The sequence below is a fragment of the Sphingomicrobium sediminis genome, assembly GCF_023805295.1.
Classification (GTDB): Bacteria; Pseudomonadota; Alphaproteobacteria; order Sphingomonadales; family Sphingomonadaceae; genus Sphingomicrobium; species Sphingomicrobium sediminis.
This window is the reverse complement of the sequence record NZ_JAMSHT010000001.1, coordinates 1995001-2009950: the sequence shown is the minus strand read 5'-3', so window position 1 is coordinate 2009950 and position 14950 is coordinate 1995001. Positions and strand designations below refer to the sequence as shown.

13 protein-coding genes, 1 tRNA gene and 2 rRNA genes (1 of these 16 cut by a window edge) are annotated in these 14950 nt (G+C 62.7%); 12 read left to right on the top strand and 4 right to left on the bottom strand.

The window, feature by feature from the left end:
* Nucleotides 1-15: 15 nt before the first annotated feature.
* Entirely contained in the window at nucleotides 16-657 is a 642-nt protein-coding gene (locus NDO55_RS10385) for a YceI family protein (protein WP_252114972.1), read from the bottom strand.
* A gap of 261 nt (nucleotides 658-918) precedes the next feature.
* On the opposite strand from NDO55_RS10385, the gene ccoN reads away from it, so the two are divergent.
* The 12 genes from ccoN to acs all read left to right on the top strand — a co-directional run bounded on the left by ccoN (nucleotide 919) and on the right by acs (nucleotide 12752).
* Nucleotides 919-2595 (top strand): cytochrome-c oxidase, cbb3-type subunit I, encoded by a 1677-nt coding sequence (gene ccoN / locus NDO55_RS10380; protein WP_425276889.1) that lies wholly within the window; start codon nucleotides 919-921, stop codon nucleotides 2593-2595.
* Nucleotides 2596-2609: 14 nt separating this feature from the next.
* Nucleotides 2610-3344 carry a cytochrome-c oxidase, cbb3-type subunit II gene (gene ccoO, locus NDO55_RS10375; protein WP_252114970.1) on the top strand — a complete coding sequence of 245 codons (735 nt, stop codon included), beginning with the start codon at nucleotides 2610-2612 and terminating at the stop codon, nucleotides 3342-3344.
* Between the two features lie 2 nt (nucleotides 3345-3346).
* Complete coding sequence (locus tag NDO55_RS10370; RefSeq protein ID WP_252114968.1) at nucleotides 3347-3511, top strand: cbb3-type cytochrome c oxidase subunit 3; 165 nt, start codon at nucleotides 3347-3349, stop codon at nucleotides 3509-3511.
* Nucleotides 3498-4460: a cytochrome-c oxidase, cbb3-type subunit III gene (gene ccoP / locus NDO55_RS10365; RefSeq protein ID WP_252114966.1), complete on the top strand. Its 963-nt coding sequence runs from the start codon at nucleotides 3498-3500 to the stop codon at nucleotides 4458-4460. Before NDO55_RS10370 ends, ccoP begins: the two co-directional genes overlap by 14 nt.
* On the top strand, nucleotides 4441-5928 hold the full coding sequence (gene ccoG / locus NDO55_RS10360) for a cytochrome c oxidase accessory protein CcoG (RefSeq protein ID WP_252114964.1): 1488 nt from the start codon (nucleotides 4441-4443) through the stop codon (nucleotides 5926-5928). The genes ccoP and ccoG overlap by 20 nt, the downstream gene beginning before the upstream one ends.
* 3 nt (nucleotides 5929-5931) lie before the next feature.
* Nucleotides 5932-6378 (top strand): FixH family protein, encoded by a 447-nt coding sequence (locus NDO55_RS10355; RefSeq protein WP_252114962.1) that lies wholly within the window; start codon nucleotides 5932-5934, stop codon nucleotides 6376-6378.
* Nucleotides 6378-8507 (top strand): heavy metal translocating P-type ATPase, encoded by a 2130-nt coding sequence (locus NDO55_RS10350; protein ID WP_252114960.1) that lies wholly within the window; start codon nucleotides 6378-6380, stop codon nucleotides 8505-8507. Before NDO55_RS10355 ends, NDO55_RS10350 begins: the two co-directional genes overlap by 1 nt.
* A complete protein-coding gene (gene ccoS, locus NDO55_RS10345) occupies nucleotides 8504-8698 on the top strand; it encodes a cbb3-type cytochrome oxidase assembly protein CcoS (protein ID WP_252114958.1) in 195 nt (64 codons plus the stop codon). The genes NDO55_RS10350 and ccoS overlap by 4 nt, the downstream gene beginning before the upstream one ends.
* Nucleotides 8695-10017 (top strand): oxygen-independent coproporphyrinogen III oxidase, encoded by a 1323-nt coding sequence (gene hemN / locus NDO55_RS10340; protein ID WP_252114956.1) that lies wholly within the window; start codon nucleotides 8695-8697, stop codon nucleotides 10015-10017. Before ccoS ends, hemN begins: the two co-directional genes overlap by 4 nt.
* A gap of 55 nt (nucleotides 10018-10072) precedes the next feature.
* The gene (locus NDO55_RS10335) at nucleotides 10073-10231 is read left to right on the top strand and encodes a hypothetical protein (RefSeq protein ID WP_252114954.1); all 159 of its coding nucleotides are present in this window, start codon (nucleotides 10073-10075) and stop codon (nucleotides 10229-10231) included.
* An 85-nt stretch (nucleotides 10232-10316) separates the two neighbouring features.
* Complete coding sequence (locus NDO55_RS10330; RefSeq protein WP_252114951.1) at nucleotides 10317-10649, top strand: cyclic nucleotide-binding domain-containing protein; 333 nt, start codon at nucleotides 10317-10319, stop codon at nucleotides 10647-10649.
* A gap of 177 nt (nucleotides 10650-10826) precedes the next feature.
* On the top strand, nucleotides 10827-12752 hold the full coding sequence (gene acs / locus NDO55_RS10325; protein ID WP_252114949.1) for an acetate--CoA ligase: 1926 nt from the start codon (nucleotides 10827-10829) through the stop codon (nucleotides 12750-12752).
* A 149-nt stretch (nucleotides 12753-12901) separates the two neighbouring features.
* Here acs and NDO55_RS10320 read toward each other — a convergent pair.
* From NDO55_RS10320 to NDO55_RS10310, 3 genes are all read right to left on the bottom strand, one after another.
* Nucleotides 12902-12978, bottom strand: a tRNA-Met gene (locus NDO55_RS10320).
* Nucleotides 12979-13089: 111 nt separating this feature from the next.
* Nucleotides 13090-13204: ribosomal RNA gene (rrf, locus tag NDO55_RS10315) — 5S ribosomal RNA — on the bottom strand.
* Nucleotides 13205-13306: 102 nt separating this feature from the next.
* Nucleotides 13307-14950 (bottom strand): 23S ribosomal RNA (locus NDO55_RS10310) (it continues 1147 nt past the right edge of the window).

Sequence of the window (14950 nt, the reverse complement as noted above, 5' to 3'; positions counted from 1 at the left end):
TATGCAGCGAGGTCCCTATTGCCGTTCGAAGGCAATGCTGATGTCGATATCGACCTCGTCCGAAATGGCGGGGATGAAGCCGCTCACGCCGAACTGCGAGCGTAGGATACGCGCACGGCCGGTAAAGCCGATCGTCGGCGCCTGGCTCATCGGGTTCGCGCCCGCGCCGGTAAAGGTCGCGGCAATGGTCACCGGGCGCGTATTGCCGAGCAAGGTGAGGTTGCCGCGCAGGATCGCGCTTGTCGCACCCGTCTGCTCGACCGAGGTGGAGACGAAGCGCGCCTCGCCCGCATCGGGACCGAAGAAATCGGGATCGCCGCCATCCTGACCGGGGCGCAGCAGATGCTCGCGCAGGCCAGCACTATTCACGACGATGGAGTCGATCGGAATGGTGACATCGAGCGACGTCGCTTCGAGATTATCGGGATCAAGAAACATCGTGCCTTCGACATCGCCGAAGCTGCCCCAATAAGGGTTGAACCCGAAATGGCTGACCGACCAGGCGACCAGGCTATGCGCTGGATCGGTGGTGTAGGTACCAGCCTCGACCGACGCGATTTCTTCGGCTGTCGCGGGCGCACCTGCCGGCTGGAAGGCGGCGGCGGTGCCGGCAAGGAGGGTCGTGGCAGCAAGGGCAGCGATCAGGTTGGTCTTCATGAATGGGCTCCGTCTGTCTGGCTTGTCTCTCACCCCCTAACGTCGCTTCGGCGTTTTTGTCCCGAATTTTCGAGAAAAAGGCCGCGATCTTCAGCGGCCGCCCGCTGCGGCCCAGGATTATTGCAGCGCACCAATCCCCTGTCCCGAGTTGCCTTCGCTTTCTTTGACCGGGGTCAAAGCGCGGCGGCGCAAGGCACGGCAAAAGCGGACCCGAGGGACTCGCCATCCAGGCGGGCCGGACCTGGTTAGGGGATACGCACTATGGACGCGCGCACATCGAGCATCGGATCGGATCCGGTCGTTGCCAATGTCGGTCGCACTCTGGGCTGGCTGGTCGCCGGCATCTTTCTCGTTCTCGTCGCAGCGGCGGGCCATGATGCCGTCTTCAGTTTCCACATGCTGCTCTTGGCGGGCGGGGCCTTCCTCGCCACTGCCGTATCGGCCAACAAGGTCGGCATCCTGCAGCCTTCCAAGCGCGACCTCGAAAGCCGTTATGACGACCAGCTCATCCGCTTCGGTGTCGTGCTCACCAGCTTCTGGGGGATTGTCGGCTTCCTTGTCGGCATCCTGATTGCCGCGCAGCTCGCCTTCCCGATCCTCAACCTTGAGCCCTATCTGAATTTCGGACGGATCCGACCGCTGCATACATCGGCGGTGATCTTCGCCTTTGGCGGCACGGCGCTCATCACCACCAGTTTTTACGTGGTGCAGCGCACCTGCCGTGCGCGCCTTGCGCTCCCCGGGCTCGCCCGCTTCGTTTTCTGGGGCTACCAGATGTTCATCCTGCTGGCGGCCACCGGCTATGTGCTCGGCGTCACCAGTTCGAAGGAATATGCCGAACCCGAATGGTATGTTGACCTGTGGCTCACTGCTGTCTGGGTCGCCTATCTCGCGGTCTTCATGGCGACCATCGTCAAGCGTAGCGAACCGCATATCTACGTCGCCAACTGGTTCTTCCTCGCCTTCATCATCACCGTGGCGATGCTCCACGTCGTCAACAATCTCGCCGTGCCGGTGAGCTTGCTCGGGACCAAGAGCTACACCCTGTTCGGCGGCGTCCAGGATGCACTCACCCAATGGTGGTATGGCCATAATGCGGTCGGCTTCTTCCTGACCGCGGGCTTCCTCGCGATGATGTATTACTTCGTGCCCAAGCAGGCCGAGCGACCAGTCTATTCTTACCGGCTCTCCATCGTCCACTTCTGGAGCCTCATCTTTCTCTACATCTGGGCGGGGCCGCACCACCTGCATTACACCGCGCTCCCCGACTGGGCGCAGACCCTCGGCATGGTCTTCTCGATCATGCTCTGGATGCCCAGCTGGGGCGGCATGATCAACGGCCTGATGACCTTGAACGGGGCATGGGACAAGATCCGCACCGACCCCATCATCCGCATGATGGTCGCGGCATTGGCCTTCTATGGCATGAGCACCTTCGAGGGCCCCATGCTGTCGATCAAGGCTGTGAACAGCCTGTCGCATTATACCGAATGGACCATCGGTCACGTGCACTCGGGTGCACTGGGCTGGAACGGGCTCATCACCTTCGCCTGTCTCTATTACCTGGTGCCGCGCCTGTGGGGCCGAGAGCGCATGTACTCGCTGCGCATGATCAACTGGCACTTCTGGCTCGCGATCCTCGGCATCGCCATCTACGCCGCCAGCATGTGGGTGGCCGGGATCACCCAGGGCCTGATGTGGCGCGAATATGGGGAGGATGGCTACCTCGTCTGGTCGTTCGCCGACGTCGTGGCCGCGATGAACCCCTATTACATCATGCGTCTGGTGGGCGGGCTCATCTACTTCGCCGGTGCCCTTATCATGGCCTTCAACATCGTCATGACCATCAAGGGCAAGCTGCGTGACGAGCAGGCCATGACCAACACCCCGCACGACCCACAGCTCGACCGGCCCCAGCCGGCGGCCAACCCTGCCTGAAGGATCGCGAACCGATGAAAAAGATCGTCAAGCAGCACAAGAAGCTCGAGAAGAACGTCACCATCCTCGCGATCGGTTCGCTGGTCGCGGTGGTGATCGGCGGCATCGTCGAGATCGCGCCGCTCTTCTGGATCGACAATACGATCGAGGAAGTGGAGGGCGTTCGACCGCTCGCCCCATTGGAGCTGGCGGGCCGCAACATCTATATCCGCGAGGGCTGCAATACCTGCCACAGCCAGATGATCCGTCCCTTCCGCGACGAGAATGAGCGCTACGGCCATTACAGCCTCGCGGCGGAAAGCATGTACGACCATCCCTTCCTGTGGGGCTCCAAGCGGACCGGGCCGGACCTGGCTCGCGTCGGCGGGCGCTATTCGGACGAGTGGCATGTTCAGCATCTCGTCGACCCGCGCAGCGTCGTGCCTGAATCGATCATGCCCAAATATGGCTTCCTGAAAGATCGCGAGCTCGCGGCGGGCGACTATGCCGACCACCTGGCGGCCAATCGCGCCGTCGGCGTGCCCTACGGTGACGATCATATCGCCAATGCCGAGGCGGACCTGCGCACGCAGGCCGGGCGCGACGGCGATGTCGACGCCCTGCAGGAACGCTATCCGGGCGCCGAAGCGCGCGATTACGACCAGCAGCCCAGCCGCATCACCGAGATGGACGCGCTCGTCGCCTATCTCCAGCAGCTCGGCACCCAGGTCGATTTCTCCGCCGTCGAGGCACAGGAACTGGAGCGCTAGAGATGTACGAGACACTCCGCCAGATCGCCGACAGCTGGGGCCTGCTCGCCATGCTGGTCCTCTTCCTCTTCTTCGTCGTCTGGGCCTTCCGCCCGGGCAGCAAGGACAAAGCCAACGACGCCAAGACCAGCATCTTCGACAAGGATCATGACGATGGCCGAGCATAAGGAAATCGACCAGCCGACCGGCACCGAAAAGGTCGGTCACGAATGGGACGGGATCGAGGAGCTCGATACCCCGATGCCGCGCTGGTGGCTGTGGACCCTCTACGCGACCATCGTCTGGGGCGTGGCCTATACCATTGCCTATCCGGCCTGGCCGATGATCGAGAAAGCCAGTGACGGCCTGCTCGGCTGGTCGAGCCGCGGCGATCTGCATGCCGACCTTGCCGCCGAGGAAGAGCGCCGCGCGCCCATGACCCGCGCCATCGCGCAAATCCCGATCGAACGCCTGCCCGAAGACAGCGAACTTCTGCGCTTCGCCGTCGAAGGCGGCCGCTCGGCCTACAAGGTCAATTGCGTCCAATGCCACGGCTCGGGCGCGGCGGGTTTCCCCGGCTATCCCAATCTCAACGACGATGACTGGCTGTGGGGCGGCGATCTGCAGGCCATCCACCAGACCCTGGAACATGGCATTCGCGAGCCCGGCAACCGTGAAAGCCGCTATAGCGAGATGCCGGCCTTCGGCGAATTGGGTATCCTCAATCGCGACGAGATGAACGACGTGGTGAGCTTCGTTCGAGTCATGTCGGGCCAGGACAGCGCCAGCAATGCCTCGCGTCGCGGCCAGGCCATCTACGACATCCAATGCTCCTCGTGCCATGGTGCCGACGGCACCGGCAATCGCGACCTTGGCGCGCCCAATCTCACAGACTCCATCTGGCTCTATGGCGGCGACCGCGAGAGCCTTTATCGCACCGTCGACCAGAGCCGCTACGGGATCATGCCGAGCTGGGGCAATCGCCTCGATCCGGTGACCGTCAAGATGCTAGCCGCCTACGTCCACTCGCTGGGCGGCGGCGAAGAGCTGGTCGAACAGGATGACAGCACAGAAGTGGACACCAATACCGACGATGCCCCCGACCCGGTGACCCAGAATGAACGACCAGCCGGCTAACCTCACCGACCGCGAAACGAACCAATTCTTCGAGGCACGGAAGAAGGTCTTTCCGCGCCGCATCGACGGCTCGTTCCGGCGGCTGAAATGGGTCATCATGGTGGTGACCCTGGCTATCTACTATGTAACGCCATGGCTGCGCTGGGACCGCGGTCCCTATGCGCCCGACCAGGCAGTGCTGGTCGATCTCGCCAATCGTCGTTTCTACATGTTCTCGATCGAGATCTGGCCGCACGAATTCTATTATGTGGCGGGCCTGCTCATCATGGCGGCGATCGGCCTGTTCGTCGTCACCAGCGCGGTCGGCCGGGCCTGGTGCGGCTATGCCTGCCCGCAGACGGTCTGGACCGACTTGTTCATGCATATCGAGCGCTTCGTCGATGGCGGGCGGCGCGAGCAATACAAACTGGACGACGCACCCTGGGGCCCAAAGAAAGTCGCCAAGCGCCTCACCAAGTGGACGCTCTGGCTACTCGTCGCCATTGCTACCGGCGGGGCGTGGGTCTTCTACTTTGCCGATGCCCCGATGCTGGCACGCGAGCTCTTCAGCGGCACCGCGCCCCAGACCGCCTATTTCTCCATCTTCATTCTCACCATGACGACCTTCATCTTCGGCGGCTTCATGCGCGAGCAGGTGTGCATCTACATGTGCCCCTGGCCCCGCATCCAGACCGCGCTGATGGACGATCAGAGCCTGCAGGTGACCTACAAGCATTGGCGCGGCGAACCCCGCACGCGCGGGATCAAGCGCGCCAAGGCGATGCAGGCCGAGGAGGTCGATGCCTCCAGTCTCCTACCCCCAGGCGACTGTATCGACTGCAAGGCCTGCATCGCCGTCTGTCCCACCGGAATCGACATTCGCGAAGGCCCGCAGATCGGCTGCATCACCTGCGCACTGTGCATCGATGCATGCGATGAAGTGATGCGCCGCATCGACCGGCCCGAAAAGCTGATTGGCTACACCACGGTCGAGGATGAAAAACTGGCCATGGCAGGCAAGGTGCCCGAGCCGCCTTTGAAGCGCCTGCTGCGCCCGCGCACGCTCATCTATTTCGCTATCTGGGCAGGGATCGGGCTCGCCATGCTGTTCGTGCTGGGCAATCGCAGCCGGCTCGATATCGATGCGGGGCAGATCCGCAACCCGCTCGCCATCACCCTGTCCGACGGCGACATTCGCAACGGCTACGTCATCAAGCTCAGGAACATGGAGCAGCGCCCGCGCGACTTCGTCGTCACCGTCGAGGGCATCGAACAGGCCGAATTGTGGACCGACCTCCAGTCGCGGGCCGAGGCGACCCGGCAGATCCGCTTCGAAGTGCCTGCCGACAGTGTCGCGCGCCGCACCCTCTATCTCGCCGCGCCAGCCGAGGGGCCCGAACGCAGCGACATTCTCTTCACCGTCACCGCGCTCGATGACGAGACCGCCACCGCCAGCGCGCCCACCAATTTCAACCGCACAGGAAACTGACCCATGACCAAGCGCTTCACCGGACGCCACATGGCCTTCATCCTCGTCCTCTTCTTCGGCGTGGTCATGGCGGTCAATTTCAACATGGCCCGCCTCGCCATCGGCAATTTCGGCGGCACGGTCGTCGACAACAGTTATGTCGCCAGCCAGCATTATGACGAGTGGCGCGACGCGCAGGCGGAGCAGGATGCGCTGGGCTGGGACGCGTCGGCGACGATCGAGGAAAGCGGCCATGTCCGCATCGACCTCGAAGGCTTTTCCGCGATGACGCTCGAAGGTCGTGCCGAGCATCCCTTCCAGAAATCGCGCGATGAAGCGCTGACGTTCGCGCGGCAGCCTGACGGTAGTTATCTGAGCGATGCCCCTCTTTCGCCCGGCCGCTGGGAGCTTCGTCTCGAAGCCGAGACTGCCGAACGCACCGCCCGCTTCCTCATTCCGGTCGTCAGCTGATGAACCGCCCGCTCGCCCCCGATGTGACGGTCAGCTCGCGTTGGTCGGTCGAGGGTATGCGCTGCGCGGCCTGTATCGCCCGCATCGAACGCGGTCTGCCCGAAGTGCGCGGGATCGAGGCGGCGCGGGTAAATCTGTCGGCGCGGCAGGTGCGGGTCGACCATCGCCCGAGCCTTTCTGAAAACGTAATCGCAGAGGCTTTCCGCAAGGTCGGCTTCGATGCACATCCCTTTGCCGGCGAGGATGTCGACAGCGTCCGCTCGAAGGAAACGCGGGCGCTGTTTCGCGCGCTCGCCGTCGCCGCCTTCGCGACCATGAACATCATGCTCCTGTCGGTGTCAGTCTGGGCCGGCGCGGAGGGCATGACCCGCCAGCTCTTCCACTGGATCAGCGCGCTCATCGCCATCCCCACCGTGGCCTATTCGGGCCAGCCTTTCTTCAATAGCGCGCTCGCCGCCCTTCGAAATCGCCGTACCAATATGGACGTGCCCATTTCGATCGGGGTGACGCTGGCGACCGCGATGAGCCTCTACGAGACCGCAATCGGCGCCGAACATGCCTATTTCGACGGCGCGGTGATGTTGCTCTTCTTCCTGCTGATCGGGCGCAGCCTCGACAGCATGATGCGGGCCCGCGCGGAAAATTCGGTGGCGACGTTGATGAAGCGTATCCCGCGCACCGCCCGTCTCGCGACTACCGACGGCGCGGGCCGAGAAGTCCAGGTCGAGGCGCTGATGCCGGGAGACACGATCCTCGTCGCAGCGGGCGAGCGTCTGCCCGTCGACGGGCGCGTCCATACCGGCTCCAGCGAAGTCGACCGCGCACTCGTCACCGGCGAAAGCCTGCCGGAGAAGGCGGAGCCCGGTGGCGAAGTGCTGGCCGGGACCATCAACCTTGCCGCGCCGCTCACGGTCGAGGTGACCCGCGCCGCGCAGGACACGGTCATCGCTGAGATTTCGCGCCTGATGGAGCGCGCACATGAGAGCCGCTCGGCCTATGTCCGCATCGCCGACCGCGCTGCGCGGCTCTACACACCGGTCGTCCACAGCCTTGCCTTGCTCGCCTTTACCGGCTGGATGATCGCAGGCATCGGCGTGCATGACGCGATGCTGATCGCCATCGCGACGCTCATCATCACCTGCCCCTGTGCGCTTGGCCTTGCAGTGCCAGTCGCGCAGGTCGTCGCGGCCAATGCACTGATGAAGGCCGGAATCCTCGTGCGCGACGGGTCGGGAATCGAGCGGTTGGCCGGGATCGACAAGGCCTATTTCGACAAGACCGGCACGGTGACGCTGGGCAATCTGGTGCCGTTATCACTGCCGAAAGACAGTCAGCGACGCGCGATCCTCGCCACCCTCGCCCGCGCGAGCCGCCATCCCTTGTCGCGCGCGCTGACCTGTGCGCTGGAGGGCGTCGACGGCGTCGAGCCAGAATCGATCCGCGAGGAAGCCGGTATTGGCGTCGAGGCCGTTATCGGCGGTCGCGCATGGCGCCTCGGCAAGCCCGACTGGGTCGGATGCGATGCCCGCGACGAGGCCAGCAATGCCATCACCGCCTTCGGCGAGATTGGCGGCAACGCATCGCTCATCGCCTTCGACGACAAGGTCCGTCCGGACGCACGGGAAAGCTTTGCGGCACTCGCCCGTGCCGACGTCCCCGTTACAATGCTGTCCGGTGACCGCATCGAAGCCGTCGCCCGCGTTGCGGACAGCCTCAGCATCCAGGCCGAGGGCGGGATCGGCCCCAGCGAGAAGGCGGCGCGGATCGAAGCCGACGAAGCAGCGGGTCGCCGCGTGCTGATGGTCGGGGACGGCCTCAATGACGGCCCCGCCCTCAAGAGCGCGTTCGTCTCCATGGCGCCAGTGACCGCCAGCGATGTCGGCCAGAATGCCGCCGACTTCCTTTTCTTCGGCGCGTCGCTCGACAAGGTGCCCACCGCGCTGAAAGCCGCGCGCCGCACCATGCGGATCATTCGCCAGAATTTCGCGCTCGCCATCGGCTACAACATGATCGCGGTCCCGCTGGCGCTGGCCGGCATGGTCACGCCGCTCATCGCTGCCGTCGCCATGTCGGGCTCCAGCCTGATCGTGGTCGCCAATTCGCTGCGCCTGGCGCGAGCCGCCAAGTGACCGCGGTCGGCTATCTCCTCCCCATCGCGTTGCTGCTCGGCACGGCAGGGCTCGCCGGCTTCTTCTGGACGATGAAGAGCGGGCAGTATGAAGACCTGGATGGCGCAGCGCATCGCATCCTCATCGACGACGAGACGATTGATGCCGGTCAAAGCGAGGGCGAAACAGATGTGAAAGAAGGCGAAGCATGACCTATCATCCCGACCTGCTCGCCCGCCCCGTGCCGCGCTACACCAGCTATCCCACCGCTGCCGAATTTACCGACCATGTCGGCGCCGAAGACCAGCCCCGTGCGCTGGGCCGTGTGCGCGGCGACGAGCCCTTGTCGCTCTACCTCCATGTGCCCTTCTGCGAGAAGATCTGCTTCTATTGCGGCTGCAATACGGGCGCGGCCAATCGTTCGGCGCGGCTCGAACGCTACGTCGCGGCGTTGCATGCGGAGATCGAGTTGGTCGCAGCGCGTCTGGGCGGACGCGGACGCGTCATCCGGGTCGCGTTTGGCGGGGGCAGTCCCAATGCATTGAGCCCCGAGCAACTGGAAGGCTTGCACAGCCACATCCTCGATGCGCTCGGCGGCGACCATGCAGCCTGGTCGATCGAAATCGACCCGCGATCGCTCGACGAGGCCTTCCTTGATGCGGTTGCGCGTATCGGGTTCGAACGCGCCAGCCTTGGTGTCCAGACCTTCGACCCCGCCATTCAGGAAGCGATCGGGCGGATCCAGCCATTGGAAAGCATCGCCGCCGCGACGCAGGGACTGCGCAAGGCCGGCATCACCAGCCTCAATTTCGACCTGATGTATGGTCTGCCCCGACAGGATGCCGCCAATTTCGGCGCAACGTTGGATGTTGCAGTGGACATGCGCCCGGACCGACTGGCCGTGTTCGGCTATGCCCACGTTCCGCAGATCATCCCGCGCCAGCGCAAGATCGATGACAGTGCGCTACCCGGAACCGAAGCGCGCTTTGCGATGGCGCAGCAGGCGCAGCGCCGGTTGGTTGATGCGGGATATGCGACAGTCGGGTTCGACCATTTCGCCTTGCCTGAAGACCCGCTTGGCCGCGCGGCCGCCGCAGGCCGCGTGCGCCGCAACTTCCAGGGCTATACCGACGACCCGTGCAACGTTTCGATCGGGCTGGGTGCCAGCGCAATCAGTCGCCTGCCCGGACTGCTGGTCCAGAATGACAAAAATGGCGGGCGCTACGGGCTCAAGGTCGGCAACGGGCTGTTCGCCGCCGAGCGCGGCGTGCTGCTGACGCCACTGGAGCGCATTCGCGGCCACGCCATCGAGAAATTGCTTTGCAACGGGGCCTGCGACATCCGGCCGCTGCATGATCGCCAGCGGATCAAGGCCGCCGTCCAGCCCTTTGTCGAGCGCGGATTGGCGTCCTGCAAAGACGGCATCATCGGCATCGATCCGGACAAAGGCTGGCCCTATGCCCGCGCGATCGCGGCCTTGTTCGACCCTTGGCGCCAGGACAGCAAGGGGCGCTTCTCCAATGCGGTTTAGCGGCCTTCTTCCTTCCGGCGCGATGGGGCTTGCCATGGCCCCGTCGCCCTTTGGCATGGCGCCTGAACATTGCGCGCCGGGCGGGATGGAGATGGCGCATCATGGCGACGACGCGCCGGCCATGCCGTCGGAAAAGACGATCGCCTGCCACGCTGCCTGCCTGCGCGATGACAAGCATTCCCCCAAGCGCGCGAAGGGCGATGGCGCGGCCTGATCGCCCCCGCTCCGCTTGCGCCACGTGCGCGGCGGCGGGCCATGCGCCCTGCAGCTGCTTCACCGCAGCCGAACGCAGAGAATTGATGGAGAAAGGTCGCCTGCTTCACGTCAGCGATGGCCATGTCATTGCCGGTCCCGACCGCCCCTTCCCCTGGTGCGCGGTGATCCTGTCAGGTGCAGTTGCACTCGTTCGTTTGGGAGCGCCCTTGGGTCAGTCGCATGACCGGTTAGGCGCCGGCTGCGTGCTGGGCGATCCCTATCACGACCGGCTGCCCATGCTGGCAATCGCGGTCGGTGCGACCGAATTGTGCTGCCTGCCGCGCACCGAGTTGCTGGGCTGGCTCGAACGTCGCCCGCAACTCACCCGCTTCTTCCTGCGCTCGACGATGGAAGCGAAGAACCGCGCCCGCGGCTAGAAGCTATCTTTGGACTTGATTTGATTCTTGCCGCTGAGTCGGGGGGCGCGAGACCGCAACGGAAATATCGTCCTAGAGGGGGGCAAAGGTAGTACGACCTTTGTCGCAGGGGTGGCCAAGGGGCCTCGGCGCTATGCTAGGCTCACGACTCAAGGACAGGATCAGGAGAGCTGACCGATGGACGCCATTTCGCCGCCTGCAACGCACCAGAACGCCCATGCCAAGGCCGAGGATTATCACGCGCTCTATCGCCAGTCGGCCGAGGAGCCCGATGCCTTCTGGCTGAAACAGGCCGAACGGCTGCACTGGTTCGTGCCGCCCACCAGGGCGGGGGACTGGAGCTTCGATCCGGTCGACATCAAATGGTATGAGGATGGTACGCTCAATCTCTGTCACAACGCCGTCGATCGCCATGTCGAAGAGAGGCATGGCGACCAGACGGCCATCATCTTCGAACCCGACGATCCCGCCGACGAAGCGCGCCACATCAGCTATGACGAGCTGAAACGCGAAGTCGTTGCCATGGCCAACGCCCTGAAGGCCCTTGGCGTGAAGAAGGGCGACCGCGTCACCCTCTACATGCCCATGATCCCCGAAGGTGCGTACGCCATGCTCGCCTGCGCGCGCATCGGCGCGGTGCATTCGGTCGTCTTCGGCGGCTTTTCACCCGAAGCGCTGGCGGGGCGCATCACCGATTGCGGCAGCCGTTTCGTCATCACGGCCGATGCCGGCAAGCGCGGCTCCAAGACGGTGCCATTGAAGGCCAATGTCGATGCTGCGCTGGCGCAGGACGGGGTCGATGTCGACGCCGTGCTGGTCGTCAAGCATGTCGGCAGCGACGTGGACTGGACCGAAGGCCGCGACCACTGGCTCCATGACAAGGTCAGCGATGCCGCCTGTCCGTGCGAGCCGATGGCTGCCGAAGATCCGCTGTTTATCCTGTATACGTCGGGTTCGACCGGCAAGCCCAAGGGCGTCTTGCATACGACCGGCGGCTATGGCGTCTGGACCGCGACGACGTTCCACTACGTGTTCGATTACCAGCCGGGCGAGATTTACTGGTGCACCGCCGATATCGGTTGGGTCACCGGGCACAGCTACATCGTCTACGGTCCGCTGATGAACCGGGCGACCAGCCTTATGTTCGAGGGCGTACCGAGCTATCCCGATGCCAGCCGTTTCTGGGCGGTCGTCGAGAAGCACAAGGTCAATCTCTTCTACACCGCCCCCACCGCGATCCGCGCGCTGATGCGAGAGGGAGATGCGCCGGTGCAGAAGCATGACCGCTCCAGCCTTCGCGTGCTCGGGAGCGTCGGCGAACCGATCAACCCCGAGGCCTGGCGCTGGTATTATGAAGTAGTCGGCGAAAGCCGCTGCGCCGTCGTCGACACTTGGTGGCAGACCGAAACGGGCGGGATCATGATCACGACCCTGCCCAACGCCCACGCCATGAAACCGGGCAGCGCAGGCAAGCCCTTTTTCGGGATCCAACCGCAGCTGGTCGACAATGATGGCGGCGTGCTCGAGGGCGCGACCGAGGGCAATCTGTGCATCACCGCCAGCTGGCCTGGGCAGGCCCGCACCGTCTATGGCGACCATGAGCGCTTCATCCAAACCTACTTCTCGACCTACAAGGGCAAGTATTTCACCGGCGATGGATGCCGCCGCGACGAGGATGGCTATTACTGGATTACCGGCCGCGTTGACGACGTCATCAACGTGTCGGGCCATCGCATGGGGACGGCAGAAGTGGAAAGCGCGCTCGTCCTCCACGACAAGGTCTGCGAAGCTGCGGTCGTCGGCTACCCGCACGATATCAAGGGGCAGGGCATTTATTGCTACGTCACCCTGAATGCCGGCGAGGAATCGAGTGACGATCTCTGTGCCGAGCTTCGCGCCCATGTCCGCAAGGAAATCGGGCCGATCGCAACGCCCGACCATCTCCACTTTACGCCGGGCCTGCCCAAAACCCGCTCGGGCAAGATCATGCGGCGGATTCTCCGCAAGATTGCCGAGAATGATTATGGTGCGCTGGGCGATACGTCGACGCTGGCCGACCCGAGTGTCGTGGATGAGCTCATCGAAACGCGGCAAAATCGCTAGCGCGTTGATCTCACGCGGCAGCCTGGCTGGCCATGATCCGCCATTGTCAGATGACGCGCAAACGCGGATCGCCCGGAGTTTGGCTCGATGCACACCCTAGGGTTGCCATGAATCAAAAAACCCGCCTCGAGGGCGGGTTTCTTTTCGGTTGGTTGCGGGGGTTGGATTTGAACCAACGACCTTCAGGTTATGAGCCTGACGAGCTACCGGACTGCTCCACCCCGCGGCACCGAACGACCGTTGCCGGCCTATAAACACAAAAGCCGCCGCTCAGGTGTGCCTGGCAGCGGCTATCATGTTGAAACTGTGAATGGGTTACTTGAACGGCGATCGCAATGCCTGGCGACGACCTACTCTTCCGCAGCTTAAGCTGAAGTACCATCGGCGCTGTCCGGTTTCACGGCCGAGTTCGGGATGGGATCGGGTGGGTCACGGACGCTATGGTCACCAAGCAATGGGATCGTCGTTCAAGTTTCTAGAAATCTGGGCGTTATCTTGCTGAGAAATACCGCATCATACGGCAGTCAAAGGACTGTCGATGATGGTGGGATCCTCAAAGCGCGAAAAGAGTAATTAGGACCGGTTAGCTCCACGCATTACTGCGCTTCCACACCCGGCCTATCAACGTGGTGGTCTTCCACGACTCGATGATACCTTATCTTAAGGGAGGCTTCCCGCTTAGATGCTTTCAGCGGTTATCCCGTCCATGCATAGCTACCCTGCTGCACCGTTGGCACGATGACAGGTCCACCAGAGGCATGTTCACCCCGGTCCTCTCGTACTAGGGGCAACTCCTTTCAAGTATCGACGCCCACGGCAGATAGGGACCAAACTGTCTCGCGACGTTCTGAACCCAGCTCACGTACCACTTTAATTGGCGAACAGCCAAACCCTTGGGACCTGCTCCAGCCCCAGGATGTGATGAGCCGACATCGAGGTGCCAAACAACCCCGTCGATATGAGCTCTTGGGGGTTATCAGCCTGTTATCCCCGGCGTACCTTTTATCCGTTGAGCGATGGCCCTTCCACGAGGGACCACCGGATCACTATGACCGACTTTCGTCTCTGCTCGACCTGTCAGTCTCGCAGTCAGGCAGGCTTATGCCATTGCACTCTTGCAGACGGTTTCCAACCGTCCTGAGCCTACCATCGCGCGCCTCCGTTACTCTTTAGGAGGCGACCGCCCCAGTCAAACTACCCGCCACAGAGGGTCCCTGAACCGGATAACGGTTCGAGGTTAGACTGTAGAAAACATCAGGGTGGTATTTCACCAATGGCTCCCTGTCAGCTGGCGCCAACAGATCAAAGCCTCCCACCTATCCTACACAAATGTTTCCCACAGCCACTCTGAAGCTGCAGTAAAGGTGCACGGGGTCTTTCCGTCTAACCGCGGGTACTCCGCATCTTCACGGAGAATTCAATTTCGCTGAGCAGGTGTTGGAGACAGTGGGGAAGTCGTTACGCCATTCGTGCAGGTCGGAACTTACCCGACAAGGAATTTCGCTACCTTAGGACCGTTATAGTTACGGCCGCCGTTTACTTGGGCTTCAATTCGGAGCTTGCACTCCTCCTTTTAACCTTCAAGCACCGGGCAGGCGTCAGACCCTATACGTCGTCTTGAAGCCGACTTAGCAGAGCCCTGTGTTTTTGATAAACAGTCGCTACCCCCTGGCCTGTGCCCCCCGCTAAAAGTTGCCTTCTAACGGGGCCTCCTTCTTCCGAAGGTACGGAGGCAATTTGCCGAGTTCCTTCAACACCCTTCTCTCAAGCGCCTTGGTATACTCTACCTGCCCACCTGTGTCGGTTTCGGGTACGGTCTTTATGGAGAGGCTATTTCCTGGCACAACTTGGCAGCCCGACCAATCCGATAAGGTCGAACTACATCCGCCATGCGTCACACATCTCCTGGTACAGGAATATTAACCTGTTTCCCATCGACTACCCCCTTCGGGCTCGTCTTAGGGGCCGACTCACCCTGCGCGGATTAGCCTTGCGCAGGAACCCTTGGGCTTTCGGCGAGAGGGCATCTCACCCTCTTTATCGCTACTCATGTCAGCATTCGCACTTCTGATATCTCCACCGTCGGTTACCCTTCGGCTTCACAGACTTACAGAACGCTCCGCTACCGCTCGTGATAAATCACGAACCCTAAGCTTCGGTGCATCACTTTAGCCCCGATACATCTTCGTCGCAGGAAC